Annotated in this window: 11 protein-coding genes and 1 pseudogene; 5 read left to right on the top strand and 7 right to left on the bottom strand. The window is 62.4% G+C overall.

Annotation, left to right across the window (positions count from 1 at the left end; genetic code table 11):
- Positions 1–4: 4 nt before the first annotated feature.
- From QA645_RS30790 to QA645_RS30805, 4 genes are all read right to left on the bottom strand, one after another.
- Positions 5–1,198 (bottom strand): efflux RND transporter periplasmic adaptor subunit, encoded by a 1,194-nt coding sequence (locus QA645_RS30790; protein WP_254135323.1) that lies wholly within the window; start codon positions 1,196–1,198, stop codon positions 5–7.
- Between the two features lie 2 nt (positions 1,199–1,200).
- The gene (locus tag QA645_RS30795) at positions 1,201–1,902 is read right to left on the bottom strand and encodes a TetR/AcrR family transcriptional regulator (RefSeq protein WP_254196185.1); all 702 of its coding nucleotides are present in this window, start codon (positions 1,900–1,902) and stop codon (positions 1,201–1,203) included.
- 137 nt (positions 1,903–2,039) lie between these two features.
- Positions 2,040–2,630 carry a thiamine pyrophosphate-dependent enzyme gene (locus QA645_RS30800; protein ID WP_283045074.1) on the bottom strand — a complete coding sequence of 197 codons (591 nt, stop codon included), beginning with the start codon at positions 2,628–2,630 and terminating at the stop codon, positions 2,040–2,042.
- Positions 2,627–3,169, bottom strand: coding sequence for a phosphonopyruvate decarboxylase (locus tag QA645_RS30805; RefSeq protein ID WP_254192626.1), 543 nt, complete (start codon positions 3,167–3,169; stop codon positions 2,627–2,629). The genes QA645_RS30800 and QA645_RS30805 overlap by 4 nt, the downstream gene beginning before the upstream one ends.
- A 106-nt stretch (positions 3,170–3,275) precedes the next feature.
- Here QA645_RS30805 and QA645_RS30810 point away from each other — a divergent pair, with 106 nt between their 5' ends.
- The 3 genes from QA645_RS30810 (at position 3,276) to rocD (QA645_RS30820) (ending at position 6,551) form a co-directional block, all read left to right on the top strand.
- Positions 3,276–4,496: a cytochrome P450 gene (locus QA645_RS30810; protein ID WP_283045075.1), complete on the top strand. Its 1,221-nt coding sequence runs from the start codon at positions 3,276–3,278 to the stop codon at positions 4,494–4,496.
- Positions 4,497–4,502: 6 nt separating this feature from the next.
- Positions 4,503–5,180 carry a potassium channel family protein gene (locus tag QA645_RS30815; protein ID WP_283045076.1) on the top strand — a complete coding sequence of 226 codons (678 nt, stop codon included), beginning with the start codon at positions 4,503–4,505 and terminating at the stop codon, positions 5,178–5,180.
- A gap of 156 nt (positions 5,181–5,336) precedes the next feature.
- A complete protein-coding gene (gene rocD, locus QA645_RS30820; protein WP_283045077.1) occupies positions 5,337–6,551 on the top strand; it encodes an ornithine--oxo-acid transaminase in 1,215 nt (404 codons plus the stop codon).
- Positions 6,552–6,924: 373 nt separating this feature from the next.
- Here the strand turns inward: rocD (QA645_RS30820) and QA645_RS30825 are convergent, their stop codons facing one another.
- A complete protein-coding gene (locus tag QA645_RS30825) occupies positions 6,925–8,082 on the bottom strand; it encodes a diphosphate--fructose-6-phosphate 1-phosphotransferase (RefSeq protein ID WP_283045078.1) in 1,158 nt (385 codons plus the stop codon).
- A 174-nt stretch (positions 8,083–8,256) separates the two neighbouring features.
- Between QA645_RS30825 and rocD (QA645_RS30830) the strand changes: the two are divergent.
- Positions 8,257–8,397: pseudogene (gene rocD, locus QA645_RS30830) on the top strand (ornithine--oxo-acid transaminase); the annotation flags it as partial.
- 295 nt (positions 8,398–8,692) lie between these two features.
- On the opposite strand, the gene QA645_RS30835 reads toward rocD (QA645_RS30830), so the two are convergent.
- Complete coding sequence (locus QA645_RS30835) at positions 8,693–9,826, bottom strand: transglycosylase SLT domain-containing protein (protein WP_283045079.1); 1,134 nt, start codon at positions 9,824–9,826, stop codon at positions 8,693–8,695.
- Between the two features lie 357 nt (positions 9,827–10,183).
- On the opposite strand from QA645_RS30835, the gene QA645_RS30840 reads away from it, so the two are divergent.
- Positions 10,184–11,347, top strand: a complete 1,164-nt coding sequence (locus tag QA645_RS30840; RefSeq protein ID WP_283045080.1) for a L,D-transpeptidase — start codon at positions 10,184–10,186, stop codon at positions 11,345–11,347.
- Between the two features lie 270 nt (positions 11,348–11,617).
- On the opposite strand, the gene QA645_RS30845 is transcribed toward QA645_RS30840, so the two are convergent.
- Complete coding sequence (locus QA645_RS30845) at positions 11,618–12,802, bottom strand: cytochrome P450 (protein ID WP_254135321.1); 1,185 nt, start codon at positions 12,800–12,802, stop codon at positions 11,618–11,620.
- Positions 12,803–13,399 lie beyond the last annotated feature (597 nt).

Below are 13,399 nucleotides of genomic sequence, written 5' to 3' on the forward strand. Positions count from 1 at the left end.
ATTGTCAGTAGCGCGGCGGTTGCGCCGGGATCTGCGGAGACGGGTCGGTCGAAATCGCAACGGCAGCACCCGATTGCAGCTTGAGCTGACCGACGGCGACGACCTTGTCGCCAGGCTTGACGCCCTTGATGATTTCGACGCGACCGTTCACCCGGTTGCCAGTCTGAACGAACGTGCGCACCGCGCTCAGGCTGGTCTTGCCGTCCTCTTCCTTCTTCTCGGTGATCACGAATACGGAGTCGCCATACAGCGTGTAGTCAACGGCCGTTTCCGGAACGGTGATCACGGCCGGCTTCTCCGGCAGCACCACCGTGGTGCTCACGAACATGCCCGGCTTCAGGATCTTCTCCGGATTGGCGATGGTTGCCTGCACGCGGATGTTGCGCGTGTCGGTCGCGATCTGCGGCTCGATCGTGGTGATCTTGCCGTCGAAGGTACGGCCCGGATAGGCGTCGACCTTCAACCGGACCACTTGTCCGACCTTGAGGTTGGCGGAGTCCTTTTCCGTCACCGTGAAGTTCGCCCACAGCTCCGACAGATCGGTCAGCGAGACGATCGCCGTGCCTGCCGTGAGATATTGTCCGACCTCGACCTTGCGGACACCGAGATCGCCGGAGAACGGTGCGCGCACCAGCTTCTGCGAGATCAGCGCTTCGGTCTTGGCGATGCCTGCCAGCGCCTGGTCATAAGATGCTTGTGCCTGGTCGACCGTCGCCTGCGGACCAAACTGGCGCGAGGCCAGCTGCTTGGCGCGATCGAGCGACAGCTGCGCGACGGTCGCCTGCGCCTTGAAGTTGGCGAGGTCGCCCTGGTCCGGCGCGTCGAACAGCTGCACCAGCGGCATGCCGGCTTCGACATGGGCACCCGGCTCGAACTTGATCTCGGTGACGCGACCGTTGACGTCGGCGCTGACGTCGACCTGATGCACGGCAACGAGGCTGCCGACTGCGGTCAGCAGGTTCGGCACCACCTCCGACTTCGCTTCCGCCGCGCTGACTGCGGTCGGCGGCGGCTTGTTGTTGGCGAAGAACTGCTTGATCATCTGGCCACGGAAATAATTGAACCAGACGAGGCCACCGACCAGCGCGCCGAGGAGCGTGCCGATGATGATGAACCAGAGCACCGGCCGGACCGGGCGCTTGGGAGCCTTGCTGTCGATCGGTTCGCCCGAAATCTTGTTTTCGGCTACGATGTTCATTGTCATGCGCTTTCTGCAATCGCCGTCTTGCCGGCACCCGTGGCCTGATCGCGGCCCAGATGCGAAGCAATTGCGGCGTCGTTAAGTCCGATGCCTCTCAGGAGAAACTCACAGAGCTGCCGCTCCAACTCGTTGGCCCTGCCATAAGCGAGACAAGGCACGGACGGCAGCCTGGTCAGCGCAGCGGTCATCACCGTGTGATGCGCAAACCAGAACAGGTTGAGCGGTTCATTGCCACAAGCCCGCGCATCGCCGGCGGCGACCGCGCGTTCGAGCGAGGCGACGAAGACGGCTCCGATCAGCGTCTCGATCTTGGCATATAGCAAACGCGCGAATTCGCCGTCATCCAGATGACTGGTGGCCATCAGTCGCAAGCGTTGGGCCTCCTCCTGGTCGGGGCCGTCGGCGATCTGCAGGAAGTGCTGAACCATGCCACGGATCAGTTCGACCAGGGTGGCCGTCGACGGCTCCCGCTCGAGGAGTTCGGTCAGCGCCGGGTCCGCCTCGCACTCGTCGCTGAGGATTTCGGCATAGAGTGCCGCCTTGGACGGGAAGTGCTTGAACAGCAGCGCCTCGGAAATGGCAGCAGCGGCCGCCACGCTCTTCGTCGTGGTCCCGTTATAGCCGTGTCGGGCAAAGCAGCGTTTCGCGGCTCCGAGGATCAATTGACGCCTCAGGTCGCTCGTCATACGCAATGAGCTCATGTTAGTGAGTAAGCACTCACCCACGCCAAAGTCAAGCAAATTGCTGCGACGCAACCTAAGTGCGTGAGAATCTGTTGGAAATTGGTCACAGGTTACCGCCCGCGGGAGCGAATGCCGTCCGCAAATCCGGATTGGCGTCAGATCGGCTGGAACCCGAGGTCGCCGCGGATCCGGTTGACGATGTAGGTTCCGTCCCGGCTCGGCAGGATGCGCTCGACGCTGGCGCTGTCGATCTTCACATTGGCAAAGCGAGGCCCGGCCGAAAGGTCGTGGATGGCTTTGGCGAAGCTTTCGACCTCGGCCATGGTCGAGATTGCCCCGCTGTCGGCGATGCCGCAGGCCCTGGCGACACCGACGAGATCGGCGGCTGCCGAGGTGTGGCTGGTCTGGCCGCCGGTCTCGCCATAGGCCTCGTTATCGAGAACTGCGATCGAGAGGTTGGACGGCTTCTGCAGCCCGATGGTGGCAAGGCTGCCCATCCCCATCAGCATCTCGCCATCGCCGGTGATGACCAGCACCGGCAATTTTGGCTGCGCCAGGGCGAGGCCAAGCCCAATCATGGCGGCGCCACCCATGCCTCCCCACAAATAAAAGTTGCGGGCGTGGTCGCCGGCCGCGGTGATGTCGTTGGTGGAGGCGCCGAGGCCGCCGATCGCGACGACGTCCTTGCGGTTTGCGAGCAGCGCGGCGACGACCTGGCGGCGGTCGAGGAGATTGGCCTTGCTCATTTGGTGAAAACCTTGGCGCCGATCAGGCGCTGAGACAAGAGGACGGCGGTGGGCGTCAGCGCGTTGTAGGCTTGCGCTGCGGCTGCTTCCAACACCGCCGGCACCTCGGCTGCGTTCGAGGCGCGCAGCACCTTGATGCCGGACAGTTCGAACACGCCCTGCGTGGTCGACCCCATCGGCACCTGCCACGGATTGAACTCGCCCCATTCGCCGCGCATGGTCACGAGGGTGAGGAACGGAAAGCGCAGGATCGGGATCAGCGACAGCATGTTGATGCAATTGCCGACGCCGCTCGACTGCATCAGCAGCACACCGCGTTGGCCGCCGGTCCAGGCGCCGGCGAGCAGCGCGACGCCCTCCTCCTCCGTCGTCAGCGGAATGCCGCGCATCGTGGAGGACCCCAGCACGCGCTGGATCAGCTTCGAATGACCGGCATCGGGCACGTAAGGCACCTGCCGCACGTCGAAGCGTTGCAAGGTCGCGAAGATATCGTCCGGCCAGTTCGGGGCCGTGTCGGAAGCGTCAGCGCGGGCGTGCATTTTCCTGTCCGGTCGGCTTGCAAATCACGGCACGACTGTAGACGGTGACCGGCAAAGCTCGAAAGAGCGAAAACGGCATATCGGTCTCAACCGGTGAGTATGGCGCATGAACGCAGATGCGAAAGAATTGGCGGCCAATTTCGATCTGGCGAAGCTGACGAGTGAATTCTACGACGATCCCTACCCGACTTATCGTGCACTGCGGGAGAACGAGCCGGTCAAGCGTCTGCCGAGCGGCACCGTGTTCCTCACCCGTTACGACGACCTCGTCACCACCTACAAGAACACCAAATCGTTCAGCTCGGACAAAAAGCGCGAGTTCGCGCCGAAATATGGCGACACGCCGCTCTACGAGCACCACACCACGAGCCTCGTCTTCAACGATCCTCCTGCACACACCCGCGTGCGGCGCCTGATCATGGGCGCGCTGTCGCCGCGCGCGATCGCGGGCATGGAGGGCGATATCGTCAGGCTGGTCGACGGCCTGCTCGACGCCATCGCCGACAAGGGCGATTGCGAGCTGATCGAGGATTTTGCCGCTTCGATCCCGATCGAGGTGATCGGCAATCTGCTCGACGTCCCCCATGACGAACGTGCGCCGCTGCGCGACTGGTCGCTGGCGATCCTGGGCGCGCTGGAGCCGGTCGTATCCACTGAGGTCGCCGCGCGCGGCAACAAGGCGGTGACGGATTTCCTTGCCTATCTCGAGACGCTGGTTGCACGCCGGCGCGAGACACCGGGCAACCCCGACCGCGACGTGCTGACGCGCCTGATCCAGGGAGAAGACAACGGTGAACGGTTGACCGAGAAGGAGCTGCTGCACAATTGCATCTTCCTGCTCAATGCCGGCCACGAGACGACCACCAATCTGATCGGCAACGGCCTCGTCGCGCTGCATCGGAATCCGGAGCAGAAGCAGCGGCTGATCGACAATCCGGATCTCATCAAGACCGGCGTCGAGGAGATCCTGCGCTACGAAAGCTCGAACCAGCTCGGCAACCGCATGACGACCGAGCGGATCGAGCTCGGCGGCGTGCTGCTCGAGGCCGGCACGTCGGTGACGCTCTGCATCGGCGCAGCCAATCGCGACCCCGCGCAGTTTCCCGATCCTGAACGCTTCGACGTTGCGCGAACGCCGAACCGGCACCTTGCGTTTGCCACCGGCGCGCATCAATGCGCCGGCATGGCGCTGGCGCGGCTCGAAGGCGCGATTGCGATCTCGCGTTTCCTGGCACGCTTCCCGGACTATGCCGTGAGCGGCCAGCCCGTGCGTGGCGGCCGCGTCCGGTTCCGCGGCTTCCTGAGCGTCCCCTGCTCGATCGGCTGAGGCGTCATGAACATCGACCAATTGCGCGAACGCTGGGCCGATCCGGCCCTCACCGTCCTGACAGTCCTGCTGGCGATCATGATGTTCGTGATCTCGCCGTTGCAGGCGCTGGGACTTTTTGCATTCCAGGTGTCGGAGCTTGTGCTGGCGTTGCTGCTGGTCTGCGGCATCTTCGTGATATCAGGCAGTCCGGTCGCTGTTGTCGCGATGCTGATCGCGCTCGTCATGATCACGGTCGGTGCGATCCTCCGGATCAGATCGCCATCCATTCTCGACCTCAATCTGTTTGCCGGTTCGTGGCTCATCGTGGGAACGACCATGGCCTGGGCGGTGGCGCGCCAGACCTTCGCGCCGGGCCGCGTGACCTATCATCGCGTGATCGGCGCCGTGCTGCTGTATCTGGCGGTCGCCGTGATCTTCGCCGCATTCTACACCTTCATCGGCTCGCTCGATCAGGACGCCTTTGTGAGCATGAAGGTGCAAGACAGTCCGAGGCTCGCAAGCGACGTCATCTATTTCAGCTTCGCGACGATGACCACGACCGGATACGGCGACGTCGCCCCGCTGCATCCGGTTGCGCGCAGCCTGTGCAACATGGAAGCCATCTTTGGCCAGCTGTTTCCGGCGACATTGTTGGCGCGCCTGGTCACGCTGGAGATCGAGCACCGCAGGCAGGACTCCTGACTAGCCTCGGCCGACCCCAAAAGTCGAAACAACCCCATGCACAGTAGCCGGCCGCGCAGCTGAAAATGCAAGGTGGATACGCAGAACCATTTGACACGCCGGAGCAAATCGGCAGCATCGCGCACATCCCGGGCGGCCCAATGGGAGTGACGAAAAATGAGCTCGTCGGTCATTGATCTCCTCGCAACCGAAGCACGGTTTGGTGCCCAAAATTACCAGCCGATCGGGGTCGTCCTGACGCGCGGCGAAGGTGTCTGGGTCTGGGACATCGAAGGCAACCGTTATCTCGATTGCCTCTCCGCCTATTCCGCGGTCAGCCAGGGCCACTGCCACCCCAAGATCCTGGCGGCGATGGTGGAACAGGCAGGCCGGCTGACGCTGACCTCGCGCGCCTTCCACAACGACCAGCTCGCCTTGTTCTACGAAGAGATCGCGGCGCTGACCGGCTCCCACAAGGTGCTGCCGATGAACAGCGGCGCCGAGGCGGTTGAAAGCGCCATCAAGTCAGTGCGCAAATGGGGCTATGAGGTGAAAGGCGTGGCTGACGGCCAGGCCGAGATCATCGTCTGCGCCGACAATTTCCACGGACGCACACTGGGCATCGTCGGCTTCTCGACGGACGCCGAGACACGCGGACACTTTGGGCCGTTCGCGCCGGGCTTCAAGATCATCCCGTTCGGTGACGCCGCGGCGCTGGACGCGGCGATCACGCCGAACACCGTCGCCTTTCTGGTCGAGCCGATCCAGGGCGAAGCCGGTGTCATCATTCCCCCGGCCGGCTATTTCAAAGCGGTCCGGGAGCTCTGCACCGCCAACAACGTCATGCTGGTGCTCGACGAAATCCAGACCGGGCTTGGCCGCACCGGCAAGCTGCTCGCCGAGCAGCACGAGGGCATCGAGGCGGACGTGACCCTGCTCGGCAAGGCCCTGTCCGGCGGCTTCTATCCGGTGTCGGCCGTGCTCTCGAACAACGACGTGCTCGGGACATTGCGACCCGGGCAGCATGGCTCGACCTTCGGCGGCAACCCGCTTGCCTGCGCAGTGGCGCGCGCGGCGATGCGCGTGCTGGTGGAGGAAGGCATGATCGAGAACGCGGCCGCGCAGGGCGCGCGCTTTCTGCAAGGCTTGAAGGACATTCGTGCCAACACGATCCGCGACGTGCGCGGGCGCGGCCTGATGCTGGCCGTCGAGCTGCATCCCGAGGCCGGCCACGCACGCCGCTACTGCGAGGCACTCCAGGGCAAGGGCATTCTCGCCAAGGACACCCATGAGCACACGATCCGCATCGCTCCGCCGCTGGTGATCACCGGCGACCAGGTCGACTGGGCGCTCGAGCAGTTCGCCGCGATCCTGACCCAGGATTTGTCGTGAGGAGGCCTGCGTCGGAAGATCGCAACGCCGGCCACGGTCAACGGCGAACTATTGGTCACCAAAAACCGCCTCTCCCTCGCGCCGATCCTATTGCAGCAGAAGCGGCAGATTGAGCGGCCCGCGGAAACCGAATCCGTGCCAGCGCACGCTCGCGGGATCAGTTAAGGTCATGCCTGGGAAGCGCTCGAACAGCATCGGCAGCAGCTCGTAGGATGAGTTGAGCTCTTGCGAAACCCATCAAACTTCATCCTAGCAGTTGGTCGAACAAGAGGGACTAGACACTGCGTTGGTTGTCTGCGCGATGGGTTTCGCAACAGCTCAACCCATCCTGCGGGCTAAGAGCCTCACGTTGAGAATGGTCTCTCCGCCCATTTCACACGAACGGCAGGAAGATATCGGGCCGCTTGGGTAGAAGCCGCCGAAAATAGCGCCGTCCTTCTTCCGAAACGGTATTGCTGCCGAAAAGGAAATCGTCGGGCATATGGCGTGTTTTGCCAGCCACGCGATCGAGCGGCACGAGCAGAGGTTCGATACGCTCGCCGTCATAATGCAGCACCACCGAGCCGCTGCCGGTTAAGGCGCTTTGCGCGGCAAATGCGCCAGCGTCGAAAGCCTCTTTGCGGTCGGTTTCGTCGATTACGCCGATATATGCGCGTGGCAGATAGCCCAGCGTGTCGACACGCGCTCTTGCCTTGGGAAAACGCGATTTCAGTGCTTTTTGGATCTCGATGCCGAGATCACCGCCCGTCAATTGCAGATTGCCATGGGCGTCGCGCTCGACGGCCGCGCCCGCCAGCGCCCCGGCGAGAGGCCGGCCGGCTTCGTCCTGCACTCCCTCGGACATCGAGACGATACAACGGCCCAGCCGCGTGTAAACCGCATCGACGTCGTCGAGGAACTGAACCACCGAGAACGGCTTTTCCGGCGTGTAGATCAGATGCGGAGCATCGTCGGGCGATTGCTGCCAGCCTGTGGCCGCGGCGGAGAGGAAACCGGCATGGCGGCCCATGACGATGGCCACATAGATGCCGGGCAAGGCGCGAAAATCGAGATCCATGCTGACAAGGGCATTGGCGACAAAGGCGGCTGCCGAGATGAAGCCGGGGACGTGATCGTTCTCCATCAGGTCGTTATCGATGGTCTTGGGGGCATGCACGAAATGGCAGGGGCCACTTGACTGCTGCCGCAGCAGTTCGAGCGTTCCGGCGGTGTCGTTGCCGCCAATATAGACAAAGGCGCGGGCGACTAGCCGGTCCAGGGCCGCGAGGATATCAGAGCATGCGCCGGAATCTGGTTTGTCGCGAGTCGATCCGAGAGCCGAATTGGGCGTGTTGCCGAGGCGGCGGAGTTCGGCCTCGGGCATGGTGGTCAGGTCGACGACGTTCCCCGCCGTGAGGCCTCGCACACCATAGCGCGCGCCCAGAATGCGCAACGACGGATCATGCCTGCGCGCGGCAAGGATGGCGCCACACAGGGTCTGGTTGATCACGGCGGTGGGGCCGCCGCCCTGGGCAATGACGATTGATGGCATGGATCCTCTATGACTTGTTTCTGGCTATGCCGCCCGTGGAATGTGAGAGACGATTGAAGCGAAGATTGGCCAATGCTGCAACGACCGGCCTGCCCTGCAGTATCGTATCGCGACGCGGAAAAGCTACAGGCCTAAGCATCATTAATAGCTTAGCTTCCTACCGGGCCGAGACTTGCGCTCCAGGGCAAGGGCATTCTCGCCAAGGATACCCACGAGCACACGATCCGCATCGCCCCGCCGCTGGTGATCACCAGCGACCAGGTCGACTGGGCGCTGGAGCAGTTCGCCACGACCCTGACACAGGATTTGTCGTGAGGTTGCCTGCTCCGGAAGATCGCAATCCCGGCTGCGACCAACGGCGAACCATTAATCAGGCTTGCCCAATGTCCGTCAGGGCTTGGTAGCGAATCGAATTCCGCACCGCAGCGAAACGACGCGATGGGCCACAAACAGACATCGCCACCTGATCGATCACCTCGCTAGTCTAGCGCGCAGCAGGAACGACCGGAGCGCGTCGTTGACGACGTAACGTGCATCCGCGCGACCAGCGGCGGTGAGGCCCCGCTCGGCCCGCGGCTGCTGCAACTCCTGCCAACCACTCAACGGAAATTTACTGGTGCGCCCGCTCGGCATCGGCGGTGGCGGTGGTCATGTATTTCGAATAGAGATGAGCAACCCGCTCGCGCCACATTCCGACGAACGCCTCCGACGTCAGCTTCTCCACCGATTTCCACGCCTCTTTGACGGCCGGAAGCGTATTGCCCCAGATCGCGCGCCTGCACCATTTTTCGCCCTTCTCCCTGCCTTCGCTGGTGGCGCACATCGATTTCCAGGCGATGCGATTGGGTTGGCTGAGGTGTTCCGCGGCGCCCTCCCAGCCCTGCTGATGGATCAGGTAGAGATCGTTCAAGTCCGGCTCCCTGTGCGTCACCCACTGAAACAGAATGCCCTCGGTGATGACCTTGTAGGCGGCCGCAACGGCATTATCGCGGGGATTGAGAATGTCCCCGGAGCCGAATTTGCCGAACTCGTATTTGCTCAGCTGGAACAGCCCGATATACGACCCGGTGCGTTGCTTGGGGTTGAAACCGGACTCGACCTTAGCCACCGCCTTCATGAAAGTGAAATCCAGACCGAAAGCGTCGGACGCGCGCTTGATCTCCTCCACCGGCGTTCCGACCGGGATGTCCTTGAACGAACGCAAGACGATCGCAGCCGGCTTCTCGGCAGGCGGCAGTTCGGACCAGACATAACAAATGAGATACCGGAAATCCTGCGGCCCCGAGTTGGAGGAACCGCCGGATGCACCGCACGTTGTCGGCGCCGGTTGGTCGACAGCACGGTGGCCCAAGTCCACCGATTCCTGCACAGGCGATAAATCGGCCAACAGCATCTGCGACGGACCGGGCAACGCGACGATCGATTCCGGCTTATCCGATGCCGCCGTCGTGTCGGTGGTCGTCCCTGCCGCGGGTTCGGCGGCCGTCGCCACTTCGACGCTAGCGACAGGGGCGTTCGCGAAAACGGTGTCAGCGACAACGGCGTCGGCCATTGCGATCGCCTGCAGTTCATCCGCGAGCCTAGCGGTGACGGAGAGAGATGCTGCGCGGTCCTCGATTGACACTGCGTGGGCGTTCTCGGTGCCGGCCGAACCGAAGCCGGCCAACCAGCCAACGATCCACCCCGCGAGAACGACCGTTCCGCAAATCGTTGGCGCCACTATCGCAAGTCGCCACGGGTTCATGATGCCGTCGCCTCTATGGGCTCCGCCGGAGCCGTGTAGAAAAGCCAAGCATGCGAAGAGGCTTATTCTTGGGATCAATGTGGGTCGCGCAATGGCGCAAACGGCCGCTCGTCAATTTCTTCAAAACATGTTGCTCGATTGCAACGCGTCGATGACAAGCGATTGCGCCCGTTACAACGGCAACTCCCACCGCAATTGTGAGTACGGTCCAATTTTCGACCCACTGCGACCAGATTTGAAGCAGAGGCTTGGCGCGCTGGTCGGGATGACGCAACAGGCGTCGGCTTCGCGCATCGTTTGGAAACGATGGATCCGCGCCTATGGGACCGGACGAAGTTCGCTAGGGGATTACTAGCAATGCAGCGCGCGATAACAACGGCTGTATTCGCCATTTTCATGCTCCCTGCGGGGATCGCACACGCTCAATTTCTGTTTGGACCCCAACACACGTTCTGGCCGGGTCAATACGCTCCCCACAAACACAAGCACCACCACCGGCAGACAAACTCTGAAACCGCGCCCGAGCCCCTTCCGAAGGGCCCGCTCCAGATCATCATCTCAATAGCAGACCAACGAGTCTCGCTTTTTGACAACGGCGCCCTGATTGCACGCTCTTCGGTGTCCACGGGAATGGAGGGGCATCCTACGCCCCTCGGCGTGTTCAGCGTTATCAGCAAAGAACGATGGCACCGTTCAAATATTTATAGCGCCGCCCCCATGCCCTACATGCAACGCATCACCTGGTCAGGGATAGCGTTGCACGCCGGTGTCGTGCCTGGGCATCCAGCCTCACACGGCTGCATCCGTTTGAAAAATGATTTTGCCGTTCGACTCTGGCATCTCACGAAGCGCGGCACGCGCGTGATCATTGCGCACGATGATGTCCAGCCGCCGGTCGAGATAACCAATCCGCATCTTTTTCAACCGAAAGCCGCGTCCGCTTCGTCGGAATTCCAGACTGCCACCGTCGCAACCAAGAGCATCGGTACAGCCGCAGCAACGCAGGGATCCCCGGTGTCAAACGCTGAGACTCCGGAAGCCGCCAGCCTCCAGGTGCCGGGCTCGGTTCCCGCTGCAAGCGCGCCCAAAAAGATCGTCCCAATCTCCATCTTCGTCAGTCGTAAGTTGAGCAAGCTGTTCGTGCGTCAGGGCTTCACGCCGTTGTTTGATGTCCCGGTCAAGATCGAAAATCCGGAGGAGCCGCTGGGAACACACGTGTTTACCGCAATGGAATTCCAGAACGAGGGAACGGCTATTCGCTGGACCGTCGTGTCGATTCCGGACGAATTTCCTCGCATCGAGGGTGCCACGAAGAGGCGCGAGACGCCCGTGAAGCAAACCGCCCTATCGGTACCGTCGCCCGATCAGGCCAACGCTGTCCTCAACCGCATCGAAATACCTCAGGATACGGTTGAGAGGATCTCTCAACTTTTGACGCCGGCCTCTTCATTGATTATTTCCGACAACGGATTTAGCCATGAGACCGGAAAAGACACGGATTTCATCGTGGTAACGCATTGATGCGGCGACGCAACCCGCCAACAAACTAAGCCGCTGCGCAACCTGCTGGAATTGTTCGACCGCAATTCTGGTGCAAAATTCTTGAAGTCCGCACCTAAGCCAAAGCGGCGCGAGGTTCGTTCTGGGTCAATCGCGTCGGTCCGCCCCAGAGTTCGGGACTTCCGATCTACCCCCAGATCCGGACATGCGGCTGCAATGCGCCAACAGACGCTGAGGGCCAAGAAGCGAAATCGCACGTGCGGTTTGAGGAGGTCGCCCCTCGCGCCGATCCTATTGCAGCAGCAGCGGCAGATTGAGCGGGCCGCGGAAACCGAATCCGTGCCAGCGCACGCTCGCGGGATCAGGTAAGGTCATATTTGGGAAGCGCTCGAACAGCATCGGCAGCAGTATCTCGCCGACAGTTCGCCGCGACAGATGCGCACCCGCGCAATGATGCGGGCCATTACCGAAGGCCTGGTGAGGATTGGGCTCGCGAAGCGCGTTGTAGTTCTCGCCATCTTCGAAGACGTCCTCGTCTCGGTTGGCTGAGGCCTGGATCGTCATCACCGTGTCGCCCTTCGGGATGAAGCAGCCGCGCAACTCCGTGTCCTCCATGACAAGCCGTGAACTCGCCTGGATCGGCGCCACCCACCGGACCCCTTCCTCGAAGGCGGCGCGCCATTTGCCGTCTGCGCGCACTGAATCGAGCTGATCGGGATTCGTGAGCAGGCCGTAGAGGATCGTCAGCAGGGCGTCGCGCGGCTCGTTGATGCCGCCGCCGATCGCGATCTTCACATTGGCGATCATCTGGCTTTCCAAAATAGGATTCTTCGCGTTCACCATGAAGGAGAGTGCCGAGGAGTCCGGCTCGGCCCGCACGCGTTCGACGTTGGCGCGGATACATTTGTCCATTTCCCCGTTGGCGATGTCGGTCGCTTGGAAAGGCCCTGGCGTCCAGCCGAAATTGCCGGCACCGTCGATCAACGTCTGCGACCACCGCTGCATCTCCTCATCACTCGCGTCCGGAACGCCGATCGCGTGCGCCAGTATCCGCGCGGCAAGCGGTCCCGCGAGGGCAGGAAAGAGATCGACAACCTCGCCGCGCGGCAGCCGATCGAGATACGCCACCGCCAGTTTCGCATACAGCGGGCCCCATACGGACTCGATCGTCTTCGGCATGAGGGCCGGCATCATCGCCATGCGTTCGGCCCGGTGCTCGTCGTGGTCCTTGCGCATCAGCGTATGCGCGAGAAAGGCGCGCTTCATGGGTGTGTTCGGATCGTCGGAGCTGAACAACGCCGCGTTGTCCTTCACGAACTTGGTGTCGGCGGCCTTGGTGAGAAACGTGCGGCCCACGGATCTGACGCGCAATACGGGCGCTTCGCGCCTCAGGCGCTTGTAGATCGGATAGGGGTCGCGCGTGAGGTCAGCGATCGTGATCGTCTCGTCCAGGGGGCTCAAGGCGGCAGTCGACATGACGGGTGGTCCTGTTGGCAACACGTCAGTATGAGCCAAGGCGCGGCAAGCGCAATGAGCAGGCGGAAAACGGCGCAACCACGGCGTCCGCCGAACCATCGGCGGGACAATCGCGCCGTTGCAGGTCATGCATGCAGGCGACGCCCCCGCTCCGTAACGGGATTTGAGGCAGGAGCCGTTACCTTTTGCCATCCGCGTGAGCGGGTCGAGCCAGCGGCAAGTCCGACCGACGTCCGTTCTGCCGCTGAAAGAAAAGTCAATTCAGATGGCCATGCTGGCGGTCGAACTGCATCCCGAGGCCGGCCGCGCACGCCGCCACTGACTGGGCACTCGAGCAGTTCGCCGCGATCCTGACGCAGGATTTCTCTTGAGGGAGCGCTGGACCACGCCGGGGCCTTTGGTAAAAGTCGCCAGCTTTGCCACGCTGATTACGGCAATGGCCCCGACGATTGCACGTCGGGGCCATTCAAGATCATCGGGCATAGGTACATCCGCCGTGCCTGCTGATCGTTGATGCCACTGATGACCGCATCCGATCTTGCACTGACTGTGGCGAGGCTGCGGCATCGGGATGATGACATTCTGCCGGAAAGCCGA

It is taken from the genome of Bradyrhizobium sp. CIAT3101 (genome assembly GCF_029714945.1).
Lineage (GTDB): Bacteria > Pseudomonadota > Alphaproteobacteria > Rhizobiales > Xanthobacteraceae > Bradyrhizobium.

Coding starts and splice junctions, on each gene's coding strand:
- QA645_RS30805 (WP_254192626.1), bottom strand. CDS start 3,169: ATGCACGCCCGCGCTGACGCTTCCGACACGGCCCCGAACTGGCCGGAC.
- QA645_RS30810 (WP_283045075.1), top strand. CDS start 3,276: ATGAACGCAGATGCGAAAGAATTGGCGGCCAATTTCGATCTGGCGAAG.
- QA645_RS30825 (WP_283045078.1), bottom strand. CDS start 8,082: ATGCCATCAATCGTCATTGCCCAGGGCGGCGGCCCCACCGCCGTGATC.
- QA645_RS30835 (WP_283045079.1), bottom strand. CDS start 9,826: ATGAACCCGTGGCGACTTGCGATAGTGGCGCCAACGATTTGCGGAACG.
- QA645_RS30790 (WP_254135323.1), bottom strand. CDS start 1,198: ATGAACATCGTAGCCGAAAACAAGATTTCGGGCGAACCGATCGACAGC.
- QA645_RS30815 (WP_283045076.1), top strand. CDS start 4,503: ATGAACATCGACCAATTGCGCGAACGCTGGGCCGATCCGGCCCTCACC.
- QA645_RS30795 (WP_254196185.1), bottom strand. CDS start 1,902: ATGAGCTCATTGCGTATGACGAGCGACCTGAGGCGTCAATTGATCCTC.
- QA645_RS30840 (WP_283045080.1), top strand. CDS start 10,184: ATGCAGCGCGCGATAACAACGGCTGTATTCGCCATTTTCATGCTCCCT.
- QA645_RS30800 (WP_283045074.1), bottom strand. CDS start 2,630: ATGAGCAAGGCCAATCTCCTCGACCGCCGCCAGGTCGTCGCCGCGCTG.
- QA645_RS30845 (WP_254135321.1), bottom strand. CDS start 12,802: ATGTCGACTGCCGCCTTGAGCCCCCTGGACGAGACGATCACGATCGCT.
- rocD (WP_283045077.1), top strand. CDS start 5,337: ATGAGCTCGTCGGTCATTGATCTCCTCGCAACCGAAGCACGGTTTGGT.